The sequence below is a fragment of the Labedella populi genome (assembly GCF_004078655.1).
Taxonomy (GTDB): Bacteria; Actinomycetota; Actinomycetes; order Actinomycetales; family Microbacteriaceae; genus Labedella; species Labedella populi.
The window spans coordinates 682,685-701,050 of the sequence record NZ_RZNC01000001.1 but is presented as its reverse complement, the minus strand read 5'-3'; the positions used below and the strand labels follow the sequence as shown (position 1 = coordinate 701,050).

General features: G+C 69.9%; 10 protein-coding genes. 7 read left to right on the top strand and 3 right to left on the bottom strand.

Annotated elements, in window-relative coordinates; genetic code table 11:
* Positions 1-34: 34 nt before the first annotated feature.
* From ELQ92_RS03470 to ELQ92_RS03460, 3 genes are all read right to left on the bottom strand, one after another.
* Positions 35-7,276, bottom strand: a complete 7,242-nt coding sequence (locus ELQ92_RS03470; RefSeq protein WP_128497561.1) for a DUF5979 domain-containing protein — start codon at positions 7,274-7,276, stop codon at positions 35-37.
* A 208-nt stretch (positions 7,277-7,484) separates the two neighbouring features.
* Positions 7,485-10,118: a helix-turn-helix transcriptional regulator gene (locus tag ELQ92_RS03465; protein WP_128497560.1), complete on the bottom strand. Its 2,634-nt coding sequence runs from the start codon at positions 10,116-10,118 to the stop codon at positions 7,485-7,487.
* An 83-nt stretch (positions 10,119-10,201) separates the two neighbouring features.
* Positions 10,202-11,251: a zinc-dependent alcohol dehydrogenase family protein gene (locus ELQ92_RS03460; protein WP_128497559.1), complete on the bottom strand. Its 1,050-nt coding sequence runs from the start codon at positions 11,249-11,251 to the stop codon at positions 10,202-10,204.
* Between the two features lie 184 nt (positions 11,252-11,435).
* Here ELQ92_RS03460 and ELQ92_RS03455 point away from each other — a divergent pair, with 184 nt between their 5' ends.
* From ELQ92_RS03455 to ELQ92_RS03425, 7 genes are all read left to right on the top strand, one after another.
* A complete protein-coding gene (locus ELQ92_RS03455; protein WP_128497558.1) occupies positions 11,436-11,696 on the top strand; it encodes a hypothetical protein in 261 nt (86 codons plus the stop codon).
* Positions 11,693-12,916 carry a baeRF2 domain-containing protein gene (locus ELQ92_RS03450; protein ID WP_128497557.1) on the top strand — a complete coding sequence of 408 codons (1,224 nt, stop codon included), beginning with the start codon at positions 11,693-11,695 and terminating at the stop codon, positions 12,914-12,916. Before ELQ92_RS03455 ends, ELQ92_RS03450 begins: the two co-directional genes overlap by 4 nt.
* A 34-nt stretch (positions 12,917-12,950) precedes the next feature.
* Positions 12,951-13,217, top strand: coding sequence for a hypothetical protein (locus ELQ92_RS03445; protein ID WP_128497556.1), 267 nt, complete (start codon positions 12,951-12,953; stop codon positions 13,215-13,217).
* Between the two features lie 133 nt (positions 13,218-13,350).
* Positions 13,351-13,770 carry a hypothetical protein gene (locus tag ELQ92_RS03440; RefSeq protein WP_128497555.1) on the top strand — a complete coding sequence of 140 codons (420 nt, stop codon included), beginning with the start codon at positions 13,351-13,353 and terminating at the stop codon, positions 13,768-13,770.
* 114 nt (positions 13,771-13,884) lie between these two features.
* Positions 13,885-15,924 carry an acetate--CoA ligase gene (gene acs, locus ELQ92_RS03435; protein WP_424979613.1) on the top strand — a complete coding sequence of 680 codons (2,040 nt, stop codon included), beginning with the start codon at positions 13,885-13,887 and terminating at the stop codon, positions 15,922-15,924.
* A 75-nt stretch (positions 15,925-15,999) separates the two neighbouring features.
* A complete protein-coding gene (locus tag ELQ92_RS03430) occupies positions 16,000-16,596 on the top strand; it encodes a nitroreductase family protein (protein ID WP_128497554.1) in 597 nt (198 codons plus the stop codon).
* A gap of 262 nt (positions 16,597-16,858) precedes the next feature.
* Complete coding sequence (locus ELQ92_RS03425; RefSeq protein ID WP_128497553.1) at positions 16,859-18,337, top strand: MDR family MFS transporter; 1,479 nt, start codon at positions 16,859-16,861, stop codon at positions 18,335-18,337.
* Positions 18,338-18,366: the final 29 nt, after the last annotated feature.

Genomic DNA, 18,366 nt, shown 5'->3' with positions numbered 1-18,366 from the left:
GCCCGTCCTCGCGGAGGACGGGCAGCATCCACTGTCACCGCCTACTGTAGCGCCGACGAGCGGCGACGACGGCGAGGAACCCGAGCCCGAGCGCCATGGTTCCCAGAAGGAAGAGGAGCGAGCGCTCGGCCCTTCCGGTGACGGCCAGCACGGCGACCGCCACCGTCGCGCAGGCGTCGCCGCCCTCGCACCCTGCGACGACCTCGACGGGCCGCCACGGGCCGAGCCCGTTGCTCACGGCGGCGTGGTTGACGTACGTGCCGGGAGCCTCGTAACTCACGACGACATCGATGGTCGTGCTCTGTCCGGCCGCGAGCTCGTCGACGATCCACGACAGCGTCCGACCGTCGAGCAAGCCCTCCGGGGCGGCCGACCTGAATGTGGCACCGACGGGCAACACGTCCTCGACCCGCAGGTTCGCCGCGTCGATCTGACCCGTGTTGCGCACCGTGATCACGTAGCGGACGTCGTCCCCCGGGGCGACGGTGGCAGTCTGCACGGTCTTCTCGATCGCGAGCTGACCGACGTCGAAACGATTCCGGACGACGACCGTCGCCCGCTCGCTCTCGGCGTCTGCGATCGTGACCGTACCGTCGGTGGGCGTCATGCGGCTCTCGACGGCGAGTCCGGGATCCGTCTCCTCGACGGCGCACGACGCCCCGACGATGATGCCGTCGATCCCCGCGGCGAACCCGTTCTCCTCCGACAGCGACAGGACGCCGCCGTCGACGACGGGGATCGTGAGAGTCGCGCCGTCCTTCACCCAGGTGCACGAGACCAGGATCCCGAACGGGCCGTCGCCGAACTCCTCGACACCGTCACCGGTCCGTTCCTTGACGACGTCGAGCCCGCTCGTGTGGAACGCGTTCGTGATGACGGCAGTAACGGCGCCGACGGTCTCGCCGTCGGCCGGACCGGTGATGACGACGGCCGCGGACTCCTCGTGCTCGGTCGCTCCTCCCGTGGCTACCTCGGCGACGTCGCACACCGTCCCGACGGGGAGGACGGCGTCCACCCGGACCGCCTCGTCCGGAACGAGCGGCAGGTCGTCGATGGAGTAGACCACCTCTCCCCCGTAGTTGCAGGAGACGGACGCCGCGAACGGGCCGTCGCCGTAGTCGGCGGCGCCGTCGCCCAGCACCGTCTTGAGCACCGACAAGGTGCCGGCCGCGAACGTGTTCGTGATGAGCACGCCGTCTGCTTCGCCGTCGACCGTGAGGACGGCACTGCCGTCACCGCCGTCGACGACGGTCCCGCCCGACATGGTCGTCGCGTCGGCGCCGCCGGCGTTCGTCTCGGACACGGTGCACCGGGAGCCGAGGGGGATCGCGTCGGTGATCGTACGGGTGGCACCGGCCTCGAGCACGAACTCCGAGTCCGACGGGTCGAGCGCGACGGGATCGCCGAGCGCGGTCACACACTCGACCGTGACACCGAACGGCCCGAAGGACCCCACTGTCGCGGCCGTGTCGACGGCCTTCGTGATGCTGATACCACCCAGCTCGTACACGTTCGTGATCGTCACGGCCTGACCGGCGGGCACCGCACCGTCCTCGCCCTGCGACTGGAGGATCGAGACGGCCGACGGGCTGCCGACACGAGCGGACTCGCCGAACTCCCCGACCTCGCCATCCTCCTCGACGGTGCAATCGGCACCGAGGGGGATGCCGTCGATGCGGTGACGGTAGGAGCCGCTCTCGTCGAGGGTGACCTCGGCATTGGTACCCATGTCGACGGCCGCTCCCCCGACGACGCAGGAGACGTCGACGCGGAACGAATCGGGGGCGTAGCCGGAACCCGGACCGTCGACGACCTTCTCGATCTCAAGCGGACCGCCGAGGAGCGTGACTCCCGCCTTGACAGGTGCCCGCTGGAGAGTCCCGCCTCCCGCGAGGGACGCGAACGCGCCGAACTGGTTCCATGCGACGTCGTCAACGACCGGGACGTCGATCGGTGCCGCTTCCGGCTCCTCCGCCGATGCCGGCACATTGACCGTGCGGTATGCGAGCTGGAGGGTCTGGCCCGGGGTCATCACCCCGGAGGGCGAAGCGGCGAAGTCGACGTCGGCGCGAAGGGCCGTGACGTCGGCCCAGTCGCCGGCGAAGTCGGCGGACGGGACCCAGGCGTTAGCCTCACACGTCGGGTCGCTCGGCCACGTCGTGGTCCCGGTGCCGACGCACGGCGCGGCGTCGGTGGTCACCGACCATACGAGGGTCGCTCCGGCGGGGATGGTCCGGGCCTCGACGCCGAAAGCCGAATCGAAGACGGGACGGAACGTCGACGCCCGGGATCCACCCGTGGCCAGCATCCGGTCGCCCGGTGCGGGCAGGGGGTCGACCAGCGTCACGCGCGAGTACCCCTCGGTGCCGCTGTTGACGACCTGGAGCTTCCATTCGTCGGTCGCCCCGAGGGCCGTGAGGGCTGCGCAGGGTGTCTGCACATACCCGTCGCGATCGGGGACGCACTCGGTAGCCGGTGACTGGACGTTGACGGCGCCCGACACGAGGTCACCATCGATCTCGCCCTTGACACCCTTGTAGGTGGCGAGCGACGCGCCGGGCGTCGGCTGGACGAAGTTGCTCGTCCCGCACTCCGTCGCGGCCGAACCGGTGAGGACTCCTTGTCCGTTGCCCGACGTGTTCGTGCACGCCGAGAGTTCCTGCGCGGTCGTCACGACGAAGCGGTTCGTGGTCCGCTGCCCCACCTGGAGCCCGGGCTCGAGGACGAGACCGACCGTGATCCGGAACGTCTCACCCGGACGCATACGACTGCCGTCCGGCCAGGAGAAGGACAACTGGTGCGTAGCGGCGTCGTAACGATGTTCGACCTCCATCGGGAGCGTCCCACCCTCCGACGCCTCGTACACCGGCGGCACCTGGTCGAAGGACAGCTCGGCCGGCAGCGTGTCGACGAACTCGTCGACGGTGAGGAAGCCCGATCCCGTGTTGGTGAACTCGAGGGTCCACGGCGTACTCTCTCCGGGTGAGACCGTGTGCATGTTGCCCGCAGGGCTCTTCTCCACGTCCAGCTGGTACGTCCCCGTCTCAAGGGCGATAGTGTCGCTCGCCTCGGCCGCGGCGCTCGCGTAGATCTCGGGGTCGTCCGTACGCTCGGATACGACATCGATCGCGTTGTCGATGACGCTCGGGAAGGGGATCTCCTCACCGCTCCCGCGGACCGTGTCGAGGAGTCGGACCGTAAGCGCCGCGGTCGCCGTCCATCCGGCCGGAGGGGCCGTGTGCGAGAAGACACCGCCATCGGCCCGGGTAAAGACGAAGCGTATCCCGGTCACGTCGGCGACATCGAGAGCGGGGAGCGCCGCCGCGGCGGCAGGAACACCCTCGACCCACTCGTCTGCGCCCGTCCGCACGTCGACCCGCACGCGGTCTGAGCCGGCCGGCAACGTCACAGAACCGAGCGAGGAGAGGGCGAACCGGCTCCAGAAGCCGGCATCCGTGTCGGAGATCACCACGCGATTGGTCGCGACCGTCGACGCACCGCCCGTTGCGCGCAACAAGACGGAGACGGGCTCCGCTCGGTTCTTCTCGAGCAACGCGTCCGGTGCGATGGTCTTCTGGGCCGTCACGTCGAGCCGTCCCCCGACGAGGTCGAACCCGTCTGTGTCGGAGTCGTACGGAGCACCGTCCTCCGCGAGCACGGGATCGTGTCCCTGGACGAAGGCGTAGTTCGCGACGACGAAGGGCTCGACAGGGATCGATGCGTCGCTGCGCTCGGTGACTCGCAACTGCGCCGTGAGCACGAGGGTCAGCGGGGCACCGGTGACGATCGTGCCGCCCGTGGTCTCGGGGGAGGTGCCCTGGTAGAGCACGCTCACGCCGACGACGTCGGCGAGTTGGGCCGGGGTGAGCGCTTCGGCGGCCGTGACGCTCACCAGGCTCGTCGAGAGCGACCCGTCCGCAGCCAGTCGGCGCAGCGCCACAGTCGAGGCGGCCGGGTCCACTCCGGCATTCGCGATCGAGAATCCGAGGTGCGTGATCGTGAGCATCTCGAACGGGTTGTCGTCTGGCTCGTACGGGAGGCCATCGAACGGATCCGCGTCCCACTCGCCGGGCCCAGCGAGACAGTCCTGCTGCGCCGTGTCGACACAGGGCATCGGGTCCGTCACGCGGATGTAGGGCGCTCGTGCGGAGCTGTCGTTGGTTGCCGTGATGGTGAAATCGAGGGTCGGGTAGTCCGACGGAGCGACGTCACCGGCGAACGGCACGGGGATCATCGTCGTGTTCGAGCTCTTCCGCACCGACACGAGAGGCGCCTGGTCGATGATCGTCAGGCTGTCGCGAGCGGTGCGGGGCTCGACGGGGCTGCCGCCCTGCACTCCGCCGACCGACATGCTGTTCCAGACGGTCGCGGGATCCTCGTCGTTGTAGCCGTGCTCGGACGTGACCCAGCGACCGGCGGCGTCCTCGACGCGGACGACGTTGCGGAGCGTCCAGACCAGGTCGAGCGGACGGACTCCCGTCGCCGTGCTCGTCGCGACGCCGGAGCCGACGGGCGGAGCGAGCGGGTCAGAGCTCGACTCGCGCGCCGCGTCGTTCGGCACGACCGTGATGCGCACGCCTGTCGTGGCGGCGCGCTCCGACGCGCTCAGGATGTAGCCCACGAAGCCCGAGCCGTTCATCCAGTTGCCACCCGGCGCCGGGACGCGTTGCCACGCTCCGTCGATGAACAGGTCGACGGCCGACACGGTGTCCCACCGGAGGAGCGGGTCGCGCTGGAAGGTGACGGGAGCGATCCGCGTGAGGTCGAACGCCTGGAAGACGGTGTCCTGCGGCGACGTCTCGTTACCAGCGGCGTCCGAGACGACGACGGAGTCGTAGCCGGTCGCCGTGACACCCCACGCGAGGAGCGTACCGGCACGTTCGCCCGACTGAGCGTTCACGAAGTCGAGGTTCGCCGAACCGCCCGGCACCGTGAAGCGCTTGTTCGCGAGTACCGAGCCGACGCCGTCGAACGAGACGATCGAGCCGACGGCGACATCGTCGACCTCGTCGCTCCGGACGACGGACCCGCCGTCGACGGCGCCTTCCGCGACGGCGAACGCCCGGTTCTCGTAGACCGAGGGGTCGGCATCGGCGATCGAGGTCGCCGTATCCGGCGACCCGCGGAGCGTCGATCGGGCCTGGAAGACGGTGTTCGGGGAGACGGTCGTGCCGGCCGCGAAACCGACGCCGTCGCGGAAGCTGTAACGCAGCCCCGTGACGAGTTCGACGTTGAGGTCGACCCCGTTCGCGGAGGCGAGGTCCGCGAGGGACCCGGAGACCACCCGCGTGCCCGCCGTCGCGTCGACGTCGGTGAGCGTCTGCCACGTGGCGCCGCCGTCTGTCGAGAAGGAGACCGTGAGCGTCGAGCCGACGGGCACCTGCGTCGGCGCGATCGCGAGCGGCGTGAACGCGTTCCAGAAGTCGCTCTCGCGTCCCTCTCGCCACACGTCGTCGACGACGATCGACGTCGGGGTCACGAACGCCGAGTCGGTGCTCGTCGCGACCGGCGTCTGGACGACGACGGTCCCGCCTGCCGCGACGGCTCCGCTCGGTGAGATCGTCTTATCGAGCACCAGTCGAATGTCGGGGAAGAACACGTCGAGGGGGGCTTCGGCTTCGGCTGTGGCCGTTCCTGCGGCGTTCTCACCCGTCGCGACGAGGGTGTTGACCGTCTCGAGCGGCCCGGACTCCTTTTCGGGGACGGCCGATTCCCGGATCGCGATCTCGAAGTCCGCCGCGACGGTTGCGCCCGCCTCGATGGCTCCCGTATAGGCGATCGAGAAGCCCGTGAGGTGCTCGGCGGCTGGAGCGTCGGAGGGAGAGGGCGCCGTTCCCGGTCCGACCGCCGCGTCGACGGTGGAACCATCGCTGTACGTCCACGTCACCGTCGCGCGTGTCGCGCCTGCCGGCAGCGCGAGAGGACCGCTGAAACCGCCGAACATGACGTCGGGGGTGAAGTAGCCCTCGTCGGCGAGGACGAGTCGCGTGAGGACGCCGTTGGAGTCGTTGCGAGCACCGATCGACGCCGTCGCGCTGGAGCCGGCGGGCACGCGTTCGGGGTTGATGCTCTTCGTCGCCATGACCTCGACATCGAGGCTGCCGATCTCGTACGCGGCTTCTGCCGTCGCGGTGACCGGTTCGCCCGTGACCGGCAGGACCGTCCCCGCGACGACGTTGACGACATCGGCGCCGAGGACGAGGGATGCCCCGGTCTCCCGATCCGTGGCGCGCTGGACGACGTTCATCTCGACGCTCCCGGCGCCGCCGACGGCGACGATCGTCGATCCGTCCGTCGCTGAGAACGTGAAGCGGAGACCGCCGACGGCGGCCGGATCGACACCGGCGGGCAGGGCGGCCTCACCGACGGGGGTCTCGCCGCCGACGACCCAGTTCCAGGAGCCGGCGTCGTAGACGAAGGCATCGACGGTGATGCGATCAGCGCCCTCCGGAGCGGTGACTGCTCCGAGCCCTGCGAGATCCACGATGCGGAAGGGGTTGTCGGAGGCGAGCGCCGCCTCCCCGGCGTCGGCCGAACCTGGTTCCTGCAGCGTGAGGGAGCCCGCGGAGATGTTGGAGGCGTTCCGGATGCCGAGCGAGACCGTCGAGGAGGCTCCCGGCTCGAACTGCTGGCTCGACGGCTCCCACGCCTTGTCGACGTCCACGTCGACGTCCGTCGCGATCGTGACGACGATGCTCGCGGGATCGCTGACGGTGTCGGCCGTCGCGGCGAGAGCCGTGGCCGTGTTGACGATCGTGTCGCCGTTAGACGACCAGGTCGGCTGCAGATCCTGCGGCACCTTGAGGGTGAGGGAGACCTGGTAGGTGGCACCGGCGCGGATGCCGACGCCGTCGGCGAGCGATTGCCGGAACTCCACGGCGAGAATGCACTCCTCGGTCACGACGTCGGCGCAGCCCCGGAGTTCGAGAGCGGCGGCCTGACTCGGCGGCTCGACAGAGGTCGACAGAATCTCGAAGCCGGCGAGCTCGGTCGGCAGGGGGTCTACCAGTTCTGCGTCGACGCAGTCCTCGTCGTCGCAACCGACGGTGATCGTGTAGGAGAACTCGTCTCCCGGGATGAATGACGCCGCATCGCCGCCCTCGACCGTCTTCGTGATCGAGAGCGCAGCGATCGCCGCGAAGGCCGGGGACGCCGTGAGTCCTCCCCCGATGACGGCGAGCACGATCGCCATGGCCGCGGTGAAGGCGGAACGAGACTGCCGGAGCGAGGAGACGTGAGCGCGGGTGCGCTGCCGACGAGGGTATGGAACAGACACGGGGAGACTCTCGGGTTGGTGCTGAAAGATGCACGCCCCGGGCGGGGGGGCAATCGCTCGGGGCGTGTGCATCTGCGGAAGGCCGAGCCTCAGTTCGGGTCTGCGGTGGCCGTCGTCGAGCCTATGGACGTCTGGCAGGCCGTTCACGATTGTCACCCGCTCAGGTCATCCCACCCCGATCGGGGGGTATCTCTCGACGACCCGGCGCTCAGAGGAGGTCGTGCTCGAGAGCGACCCGCACGGCGTCGGCCCGATTGTCGACGCCGAGCTTCCGGTAGATGCGCGCCCGGTGCGTCTTGACGGTGTTGGGCGAGACGCCCGAGGCCCGCGCGACCTCGGAAATCGTCGCGCCCGCCGCGAGTTGGACGAGGACCTCGTGCTCGCGTGCCGTCGGCCGTTCGACGCGTGCACCGTCGACGAAGACGACGGGCATCCGACCGAGGGCGTCGGCGAGCTCGACCGGGACATCGGCCGTGCCGACCATTCCGAGGAGATCGGCACGCTCGGCCGCTGAGAGCAGCAACCAGGGTGTCGCGAGGCCGTTTTCCTGCATGAGGTCCAACGCGGACGCCGCCGCGCGTGCGGCCGCGTCCTCCTGACCGGCCGCGGCGAGAGCCGCCGCGCGCACGAGAAGCGCGCCGCACCGGACACGCGGGGACACCGTTCCCTCTCCGAGCGCATTGCGCGTCAGCCCAGCGGCCTTCAGGAACTCGCCGTCGCGAAGAGCGATCATCGCCTCTGCGAGCCACCGGAGCGGACCCGGCCCGGACACGTGGCGCAAGACGCTCTGGGCCGTTCCCGACGGCCGCCCCGCGAGGGACAGCAGCCCGAAGAGGACGATGACGCTGTCCCGCGTCGCGACGGCCTGGCGAGGAGGCGAGTCACCGGTGGCGACGGCTCTCGTGCGCTCGATCGCTGCGTCGAGGCGGCCGTCGCCGAGGTCGGCCATCACGCGGATGACGAGGTCGATCGGCCAGTACTCACCACCGGCGAGATCGTGATCGAGGTCGTCGAGGAGCGTGCGAGCGGCGGCGAAGTCGCCGCGTTCGATCGCTGCGAGGGCTTCAGCGGTCGTCTCCCACACGTGATGGAAAGCGCTCCGACGCGGCGGGTGCGTCATCGCCTCTGCGAGGGTCTCCCCGGCGACCGTCATCGATCCGTCGATCGCGTGGGCTGCCGCCGCGAGAGTGAGGGCCGGATGGATACCCCGATCCTTCTCGACCTCCGGGGGCACGGGCACACCGAGCATGCGCTGGGCCGCCCCGACGGCACCGGCGGTGTCCCCTGAGAACAGGAGCGTGTGGGCCACCTGCCAGAGGAAGTGCCGACTGAGAGTGCTCAATCGGTCCTGCTCCTCCACGGTCAGTCGGTCGAACCGGTCGAGGAACTCGCGCGCCATCGGGACGGCCTTGTCGAACCTTCCCTGCATCCGCACCGTCGCGCTCCGGACGCCGATCATGAGGGCTCGATCGTCGGCGGAGGCGCTCGCCTCGGAGGAGCGCGCGAGCTGCTCGGCGAGACGGAAGTGCAGCATCGCTGCAGCATGGCCGCGGGAGGACTGCATGTGGAGGATGGCGATGAAGAGCACGAGGAGCGGGTACCGGCGCAGGCGCGCGAGCGGTATGCGCTTGAGTCGGCGAAGCAGTCCCGGGGTGTCGTCGCGCACGAGGTCGAGGAAGGATCGCTTTCCGATCGCGATGGCCAGGTCGAATTCCGCGGCATCGAGGGCCTGTCCGAACGCGATCACGGCGTCGCCTCGTCGCGCGAAGAGGTGGGCGAACCGCGCGGCGACCCTGCGCATCCCGGCCGGGTCCAACTCCTCCGCAGCGTCCAGTCGCGCGGCGAGCGAGACGATGCGGGCGAATGCGAAGCGCTCCCCCGCACCGTCGACCCATGAACCGATCCCCCGATCGGCGGCCGCGTCGAGGAGAGCGACGACCGTCGGCCGGGCGAGGTCGGTGAGCGAGGCGGCCTCGTCGACGCGCGTCCGTCCGAGCGCCGCGATCATGAGGGCTGCTGGCACGACGTGTTCGGCTTCCGAGGATGCCGACGCGTCAGGCCGCTCGGCCGCTCGGATTCCGTCGACGATCGGTGCAACATCCGCCACCCACGGACGCAGGAGCTCCTTCACCTCGTCGCCGCGTACCGAGTCCTTGCGCGAAACGCCGCCGACTCGACGCGCCAGACCCACGACGCCGTCCGTCAGCCGGTGTACCTCGTCGGGAGCGAGCCGGTCGCTCGTCCGGTGCGACAGCGCCTCGACGAGTCGCGCCGTCTCATCGATCGTGAATCGGAGGTCGTCAGCTGTGACCCGCGACTCGCTCACGTCCGAGGCCGCGCGAGCGGGACGGAAACGTGAACGACGATCGGCCACGTAGAGGTGCGAGGCCGTGGCGAAGCGCACGAACGCGACGAGGTCGTCCGAGACCGCGTCGATGTCGATCGCCTCTGCTCCGTCGATGATGAGCACGAACGGTCCGGAGATGCTCCGAGCGAACGTCGTGACGACGGCGGGGATGTCGCGATCGTCGACCATTGGCTGCTTCGGGACGACGGCGTGCTGCAAGACGCCGAAACCCACCCGGTCTGCGGCCTGGGCCACGACCGCGAAGACGTTGTTCCAGAAGGACACCCTGTCACCGGCGCCGATGGCCCCGTCCACCCATACGCCGGGGACGCGACGCGTCGAGGCCCAGCTCGCCAGGAGCGTCGTCTTGCCGTAGCCGGCTCCCGCGACGATCGTCGTGATCATCGCGTCGTCGTCGAGTCGACTCTCGAGCGCCGGGCGGTGGACGAGACCTGGCGACACGCGGGGGGCGCCGAAGACTCCGATGTCGCTCACATCATCCTCTTCGACGGCCGGCGTGCGGAAAGTCCCTCACCGTGCCCGACGCCGTCGAACAGGGTGGCGGCTTCGGTGGACCGTCACGGACGCAGGAGGACCTTGATGGCGCGGCGCTCGTCCATCGCCGCGTACGCCTCGCCGACCTCCGAGAGCGGCAGCTCGAGGTCGAAGACGAGGCCGGGTTCGATCGCCCCGGAGAGCACTTCGGGCAGCAGCTCGTCGATGTAGTTGCGGACGGGTGCCACACCGCCGCGCACGCCCACATTGGTGCTGAACATCTGCCGCATCGGCAGTTCCGGGCCGCCGTTCGGAACGCCCACGAAGCCGACCTGTCCGCCGGGTCGTGCCGAACGCAACGCCTGGTCCATCGACTCCTTGGTCCCGACGCACTCGAGCACGTGGTCGGCGCCGATGCCGTCGAACATCGCGCGGATCCGCTCGACGCCCTCGTCACCGCGTTCGGCGACGATGTCAGTGGCGCCGAAGCGGCGCGCGAGAGCCTGGCGGTCGGCGTGACGCGACATGGCGACGATGCGTTCGGCTCCGAGACGTTTCGACGCGAGGACGGCGCAGAGACCGACGGCGCCGTCGCCCACGACGACGACCGTCGATCCCGGCCCCACACCCGCCGACACCGCCGCGTGGTGTCCCGTTCCCATCACGTCCGCGAGGGTCAGGAGGTGCGGGACGAGGGCAGCGTCGGGTTGGCCGGGCGTCGCGACGAGGGAGCCGTCGGCATGAGGCACGCGGACGCGCTCGCCCTGACCGCCGTCCGCGAAGGCCCCCCGCTTGTCCTCTGCGCCCCACCACCCGCCGTCGAGGCACGACGTGCTGAAGCCGTTGCGGCAGTTGACGCACGTCATGTCGCAGTCGTAGAACGGCGCGATCACGAAATCACCCACGGAGACGGTGCGCACGTCAGGCCCGATCTCCTCCACGACGCCGACGAACTCGTGCCCGATGCGTTTCGGCGCCGCGGTCTCCGTCACCCCGCGGTAGGGCCACAGGTCCGAGCCGCACACGCACGCGGCGACGACACGGACGATCGCGTCGCCTCCCGTGGAGAGGACGGGGTCCGGAACGGACTCGAAGCGGACATCGTGGGCGGCGTGAATGACGGCGGCATGCATACGCCGAGCCTACGACTCCCGCCGCTTCGTCGCTGCCCCCCGGCCCCGACGTCGAACGGGAGCCGGGGGGGGGACTATCACGAGGTCGATGGGTGGAGTCAAGCGCTGGGATCGTGACCGTACCCCTGCCTACCGTGGAAGTGCCCGGCACCACGGCCGGGCACCGATCCGATGGAGGTGCACGATGAGCGAACGAGGCAACACGACCCATAGTGCCCGGCTCGACGAGGAGATGAAGCACGAGACGCAGAGCATCGTGCAGGGTCACGGTCCGAGCCACGTCGAGGAGTTCCGCCAGACGGAACCGCTCCCCGACGACACCGACGACACCGACGTCCAGGAGGCGTCGGGCATGGACGGGGGGTTCGTCGACGCCGAGGACCCCATCGTCCATCGCTCGCCGGTCGAGACGGACGACGACGTGGACGAGGAGGAGGAGCGATGACGGACACCGCCGGCGGCACCGACATGCTCGATGTCGGCGCCCTGCTCCACTCGACGGGGCCCGTTTCGGTCGTGTACGCGGACGCGTCGGGCGACCAGGAGAACCCCGGCCGCTTCGCCGAACTGCGGGCCCGGGGCCTCGCGGCACGGTTGGAGGACCGCGGCGCCCCGCATGCCGATCTCGAGACCGTCGAGCGAGTCCTGTCGACCACGACGGGAGCACCGAGCCCGGTCTCCCGCTTCCTCGTCGTACGCGACGGTGCGGTCCTCGTGGACGAGGTACTCTCTGGCGACCCCGTCGTCCCGGAGCGGGTGTCCTTCGGCCCCGTGCCCGACGTCACCCCTCTCCTTCGGCATCGGCCCGCCGACGTCCTCTTCGTCGTCGCCGAGGTGCAGCGCGACGCGGCAACCGTCTCGTTGCGGCGGACGGCGCGCGTGGACGCCCTCACGGAACAGCACCTCGAGGGGCGGGATGACGCCGTGCACAAGGTGCCGTCCGGCGGCTGGGCGCACTTGCGCTATCAGCGCCACACGGAAGAGGTGTGGCGCCAGAACGAGGCGGACGTCGCGGCGCAGGTCGAGAAGCTCGTCGCGGAGCACTCGCCAGGCTTCGTCGTCGTGGCCGGCGACGTCCGCGCCGTCCAGAAACTGCACGGCGAGTTGACCGAGCCCGCCGCCTCGCTCACCTCGACGGTCGTGGCGAACAGCGCTCCGGAGGGTTCGTCGAACGAGGCGCTCGAGGCGGAGATCGACCGCCTCATCGACAGCCACGTCGAGCGCGAGCGCGCGTCGGCCCTCGATCTGCTGCGAGCAGGCGGGCCGGGCAGCCGGACCGCGGCGTCGGGAGTCGGCGAGGTCGTCGCCGCGTTGCAGCAGTCGCAGGTCGAGATCCTGCTCCTCGGAGGTCCGTCGGACGCCGACGCGACCCTGCTCGCGCTCGACGCGGCCCCGTGGGTCGCGACGGCACCGGAGGAGGCGTTCGACGCGACCGTGATCGCGACCGTCCCCGCGGACCTCGCTCTCGCGCGGGCGGCGCTCCTCACCGACGCGCGCGTCGTCTTCCTCACCGACGACGCGCGACCGCGCGATGACGACCGGCTGCGGGCCGAGAGCTACGAGGCTGAGGGCGGCGGCCCGGAGCCCGCGGACGCCGAGCGCGCCGACGTCCGCACGCCTGCGGCCGTGCTGCGCTGGGCGACCGGGCCCGACACCCCGGCCTGACCAGCCGCCGATACTCGAGAGAAGAAGGAGACCCATGACGAACGACACCACGAACCCCGACACCTCGACCGGAGGGGAGCACCGCGACCCCGACGACGAGCTGCTCCGTGAGCACGCGATCCAGACGGTCGCCACGGACGCAGCCGCCGGAGAGACGGTCCTCCCCGGGGCCGGTGATGGGAACGACGGCCCGACGGGCGGGGCTCCTCGAGAACCCGAGCCGGGATACGCGGAGAACGATTTGTCCGGCGAGGAGATCGACCTGGACGACTCCGCCGACGGAGGCGCGCTCACCTCGTGACCTCGGGCGGAGACGGCGAGCGCGCGCACCTGTCACGGTCGCCGCTCGTCGTCAACCGCCTGGTCCGCCGGGCGACCTCTTCGTAGCCTGGGCGGAGTCGAGATCGGTCTCGACCCGACACGAGGAGGACCACATGGCTCCCGACACATCCCACGAGGACACGCAAGACGCCCCCATCATGGACGGGGCGAAAGAGGAGTGGGCGGCCAAGCGCGTCGAGGACGCCGAAAAAGGCCCGGGCGAGCACCTGGGCGGCTCGGGCGGACTGAGCGAGCACATCGGCGAAGACGGCGACGGTGGCACGCCCGTCTACGAGAGCCGGTCCACGGAGCAGACGACGGACCACACCGACATGCACGACGCCGCGGTGAACGACCCCATCGCGGCCGCGAGCCTCGACCAGTCGACCCCGGGTGCCGAGGACGCCGAACCGCACGAACCCGCGAGGCCCGGACCGGCCGTCGAGCACTCCACAGACGACGGTTCGCTCGAGGGTCCCGACGTCGAGACGCACACGGATCCGGACATCGACCCGGAGCCGCGTCAGGCCTGATCGCGCTCGGGCACGACAACGGCACCCGTCGTCCACAGGGACGGCGGGTGCCGCTGTTACGCGACGTGTCGTCCGGGCGGACCACGCGTCCCGTGAGCGCATAGCGTTGAGAACGTGACGAACGCGACCTCCTCGGAACCCACGATCGCGAACCTGCTCGACGAGAGGCGGGAGTTCCCGCCTCCCACCGCCATCTCGCGGGAGGCGAACGTCGACGGCTCCTGGTACGCCCGGGCAGCCGCCGATCCGGTCGCGTTCTGGGAGGAGCAGGCGCGCCGCCTCGAGTGGCACACCCCGTGGCACACTGCGCACGTGTGGGAGCCCGTTCGACGTCGTGCCGACGGATCCCTGAGCGTCCCGCGGACCGAGTGGTTCTCCGGCGGCACCCTCAACGTCGCCGTCAATTGCGTCGACCGGCACGTCGCCGCCGGCCGGGGGGAGAAAGTCGCGCTGCACTTCGAGGGCGAGCCGGGTGATCGTCGACGCATCACCTACGCCGAACTCGAGCGCGAGGTGAAGAAGGCGGCGAACGCCCTCACGGCCCTCGGGATCGGTCGCGGAGACCGGGTCGTGGTGTATTTGCCGGTCATCCCCGAAACCGTCATCGCGACGCTCGCCATCGCGCGCATCGGCGCGATCCACTCGCTCGTCTTCGGCGGGTTCTCGGCCGAGGCGCTCGCGTTCCGGGTCCACGACACGGGGGCCAAACTGCTCATCACGACCGACGGCCAGTTCCGCCGGGGTGCGGCCGTCGCCGTCAAGCAGAACGCCGATCGCGCCGTGGCCGACGCACCCGCGATCGAGCATGTCCTCGTGGTGCGGCGCACCGGTGCCGAGACTCCCGACATCCCCTGGACGGAGGGGCGAGACGTATGGTGGCACGACGCCGTCGATTCCGCATCCGGCGAGCACGACGCCGAGTACTTCGACGCGGAGACGCCCCTCTTCATCATCTACACGTCGGGGACCACGGGTCGTCCGAAGGGACTCGTGCACACGTCGGGCGGCTACCTCACACAAGCGTCGTTCACACACTGGGCGGTCTTCGACGTCAAGCCGGACGACGTGCACTGGTGCACGGCCGACCTCGCCTGGGTCACCGCCCACACCTACGAGATCTACGGCCCGCTCTCGAACGGCGTCACCCAGGTGATCTACGAGGGCACCCCGCAGACCCCCCACCCCGGTCGGCACTTCGAGATCATCGAGCGCTACGGAGTCACGACCTACTACACCGCGCCTACCCTCGTGCGCACCTTGAGCTCATGGTTCCCCGACGGCGTCCCGGAGCAGTACGACCTCTCGAGCATCCGCCTCCTCGGTTCGGTCGGTGAAGCCATCAACCCGGAGGCGTGGATCTGGTTCCGCGACGCGATCGGCGCGGGCTCAGCACCCATCGTCGACACCTGGTGGCAGTCCGAGACCGGGGCCGCCGTGATCGCGCCGCTGCCCGGAGTCTCGACGCTCAAGCCCGGGTCGGCGACCCGAGCCCTCCCGGGTCTCGGGGCGCGCATCGTCGACGACGAGGGCTCGACCGTTCCTTTCGGCTCCGGGGGTTATCTCGTCGTCGACCTCCCGGGGCCCTCGCTCGCGCGCACCGTCTGGGGCGACCCGGAGCGCTACCGCGACGCGTACTGGACCCGGTTCTGGGAGCACGGCTTCTTCTTCTCCGGCGACGGTGCCAAGTGGGACGCCGATGGCGACATCTGGGTCCTCGGCCGCGTCGACGACGTCATGAACGTGTCGGGGCACCGCTTGTCGACCATCGAGATCGAATCGGCCCTCGTCTCCCACCCGGGCGTCGCCGAGGCCGGGGTCGTGGGCATCGCCGACGCGGTCACCGGCCAGGCCGTCGCGGCCTTCGTCATCCCCTCCGCGCGCGACGCCGATCGCTCTCACGATCCCGAGTATTGGCGGTCGCTCTCCGAGGAATTGGCAGAGCCCCTCCGTGCCCACGTCGCCGAGGTCATCGGTCCCGTGGCGAAGCCGCGCTCGATCCTCGTCGTCCCCGATCTCCCGAAGACCCGGTCGGGGAAGATCATGAGGCGTCTGCTCGCCGACATCGCGGACGGCCGTGCACTCGGCGACGTGACGAGTCTTCAGGACGACACGGTCCCCGCGAGGATCAGCACTCTTTTCCATACTTTGGAATAGAAATGCGGGGATCGGGCGTTGAGGAGTGAAGGACGACGGAGTCCGGTCCCTTCGCATCGACAGGAAGACCCGACCGTGAGCACCACCACGACATCCCCCGACCGCCTCGCCGAAACGCGCGTACCCATCAGCGACGTGATCGCGGGTCGTTGGAGCCCGCGCTCCTTCGACACCGAGAGCGCGCTCGACGAGACCGCGCTCGTCGCCGCCCTCGAGGCGGCCCGATGGGCTGCGTCCGCCAACAACACGCAGCCCTGGCGCTTCATCGTCGGGCGGCGTGGAAGCGACACCTACCGCCGCATCTCCGAGAACCTGCTCGGATTCAACGCCGCGTGGGCCTCGACCGCCGCGGCGTTGGTCGTGAACGTCGCGGAAGTCGAGACGGCCGAGGGCACTCCGCTCCGCTGGGCCGAGTACGACCTCGGTCAAGCCGCCGCGACCTTCACCCTGCAGGCTCAGAAGAGTGGCCTGCACACCCACACGATGGGCGGGTTCGACGTCGACGCCGTCCGCCGCGCGTTCTCGCTGGAGGAGCGCTTCGTGCCCGTGACCGTCACGGCCGTCGGCCCCGTCGGCTCCCCCGACGCCCTCCAGTCGGAGGTCCTGCGATCACGGGAGACGGCACCGCGCAGTCGCAACGCTTTCGAGGACATCGTCCTCGTCGACGAGTGAGCCGAGCGGTCCGGCAGGTTTCCGACGGATGAAACCTGAGGACGGCCACGGCGCATCGTGATCCGAACGGCCATACTGAGAAGACGGCGCGGCTCCGATCCAATCCGATCCGATCGGGAATGACGGAGCACTTCCGCCGGTTCTGCTGTCGTATGCGCACGGGCTCCACCCGATCGACGCGACGACTCTGCAGCACCGAAGCGGCACCCGCGGGACGACCACCCGTCGGGTTGCGCGACACGACGACGACTCGAGGCTCCCCATGACCGACCAGACCACTCTCTCCCCCAGACCCGCGGACGCCGTCGGCACGCTCTCCGCCCGTGATCGCTCCGTCATCACCCTCCTGCTCGTCTCGGCGTTCGTCGTCATCCTCAACGAGACAGTCATGGGCGTCGCCCTCCCCGTGCTCATGGCCGACCTCAACATCGAGGCGCACGTCGGCCAGTGGCTCACGACGGCGTTCCTCCTCACGATGGCCGTCATCATCCCGATCACGGGATTCCTCATTCAGCGGTTCACGACGCGCACGCTCTTCGGCACGGCCATGACGTTGTTCAGCCTCGGCACGCTCGCGGCGGCCCTCGCACCGTCGTTCGAGGTCCTCCTTCTCGGCCGGGTCATCCAGGCGAGCGGCACCGCCGTCATGATGCCGCTGCTCATGACCACCGTCATGACGCTCGTGCCCCCGGCCAACCGGGGACGGATGATGGGCAACATCTCCATCGTCATCTCGGTCGCCCCTGCGGTGGGCCCGACCATCTCGGGCGTCATTCTGAACTACCTCGATTGGCGGTTCATCTTCTGGCTCGTGCTCCCGATCGCCCTCGCGTCCCTCGTGCTGGGCCTCAGTCGGATGAAGAACGTCGGCGAGCACACCGAGTCGCGGATCGACGTCCTGTCCGTGATCCTCTCGGTCGTGGGCTTCGGCGGCGTCGTCTACGCGCTCAGCTCGCTCGGCGAAGGCGCGAGCGGAACCGCGCTCATGCCCGTCTGGGTCCCCTTCGTCGTCGGCGGCCTCGGCCTCGCGCTGTTCATCGGTCGGCAGTTGCAGCTCCAGCGCACCGACCGCGCCCTGCTCGATCTCCGCACGTTCCGGTCCCGCACCTTCTCGGTCACGGTTCTGCTCATGGCGGTCATGATGATGGCGCTGTTCGGGACCCTCATCCTCATACCGATCTACCTCCAGTCCGTCCTCGGGCTCGCACCGGTACAAGCGGGACTCCTCCTCCTGCCCGGCGGCCTTCTCATGGGCCTCGCAGCTCCGTTCGTCGGTCGCGCCTACGACAGGGTGGGCGCACGTCCGTTGCTCGTGCCCGGCACGATCATCGTCGCCGTCGCCCTGTGGGCACTCGCGTTCGGCGCGACGGAATCGACCCCGGCGTGGGTCGTCCTCGCCGTGCACGTCGCGCTCTCCGCGGGCCTCGCGCTCACCTTCACGCCGCTCTTCACATCCGGGCTCGGGGCCGTCGTGCCGAAGCTGTACTCGCACGGCAGCGCGATCGTCGGCACGGTCCAGCAACTGGCGGGCGCGGCGGGCACGACCCTCTTCGTCTCGGTCATGACCGTCGGCACCACGGCACTCCTCGCCGACGGCGCGAGCCCCCTGCACGCGACGGCGGGCGGAGTCCACACCGCGTTCCTCTACGGCGCGATCATCTCCTCGCTCGGCATCGTCGGCGCGTTCTTCGTGCGCTCGGCGCCCGCGACCGAGGGGGCCTCGGCACCGGCGCACCACTAGGCCGTGTTGCTGAATGCTGTTGCGGGGCG

Excerpts from the sequence above, each read along its gene's own strand:
- ELQ92_RS03460 (WP_128497559.1), bottom strand. The coding sequence starts at position 11,251 with ATGCATGCCGCCGTCATTCACGCCGCCCACGATGTCCGCTTCGAGTCC.
- ELQ92_RS03455 (WP_128497558.1), top strand. The coding sequence starts at position 11,436 with ATGAGCGAACGAGGCAACACGACCCATAGTGCCCGGCTCGACGAGGAG.
- ELQ92_RS03450 (WP_128497557.1), top strand. The coding sequence starts at position 11,693 with ATGACGGACACCGCCGGCGGCACCGACATGCTCGATGTCGGCGCCCTG.
- ELQ92_RS03445 (WP_128497556.1), top strand. The coding sequence starts at position 12,951 with ATGACGAACGACACCACGAACCCCGACACCTCGACCGGAGGGGAGCAC.
- ELQ92_RS03440 (WP_128497555.1), top strand. The coding sequence starts at position 13,351 with ATGGCTCCCGACACATCCCACGAGGACACGCAAGACGCCCCCATCATG.
- ELQ92_RS03425 (WP_128497553.1), top strand. The coding sequence starts at position 16,859 with ATGACCGACCAGACCACTCTCTCCCCCAGACCCGCGGACGCCGTCGGC.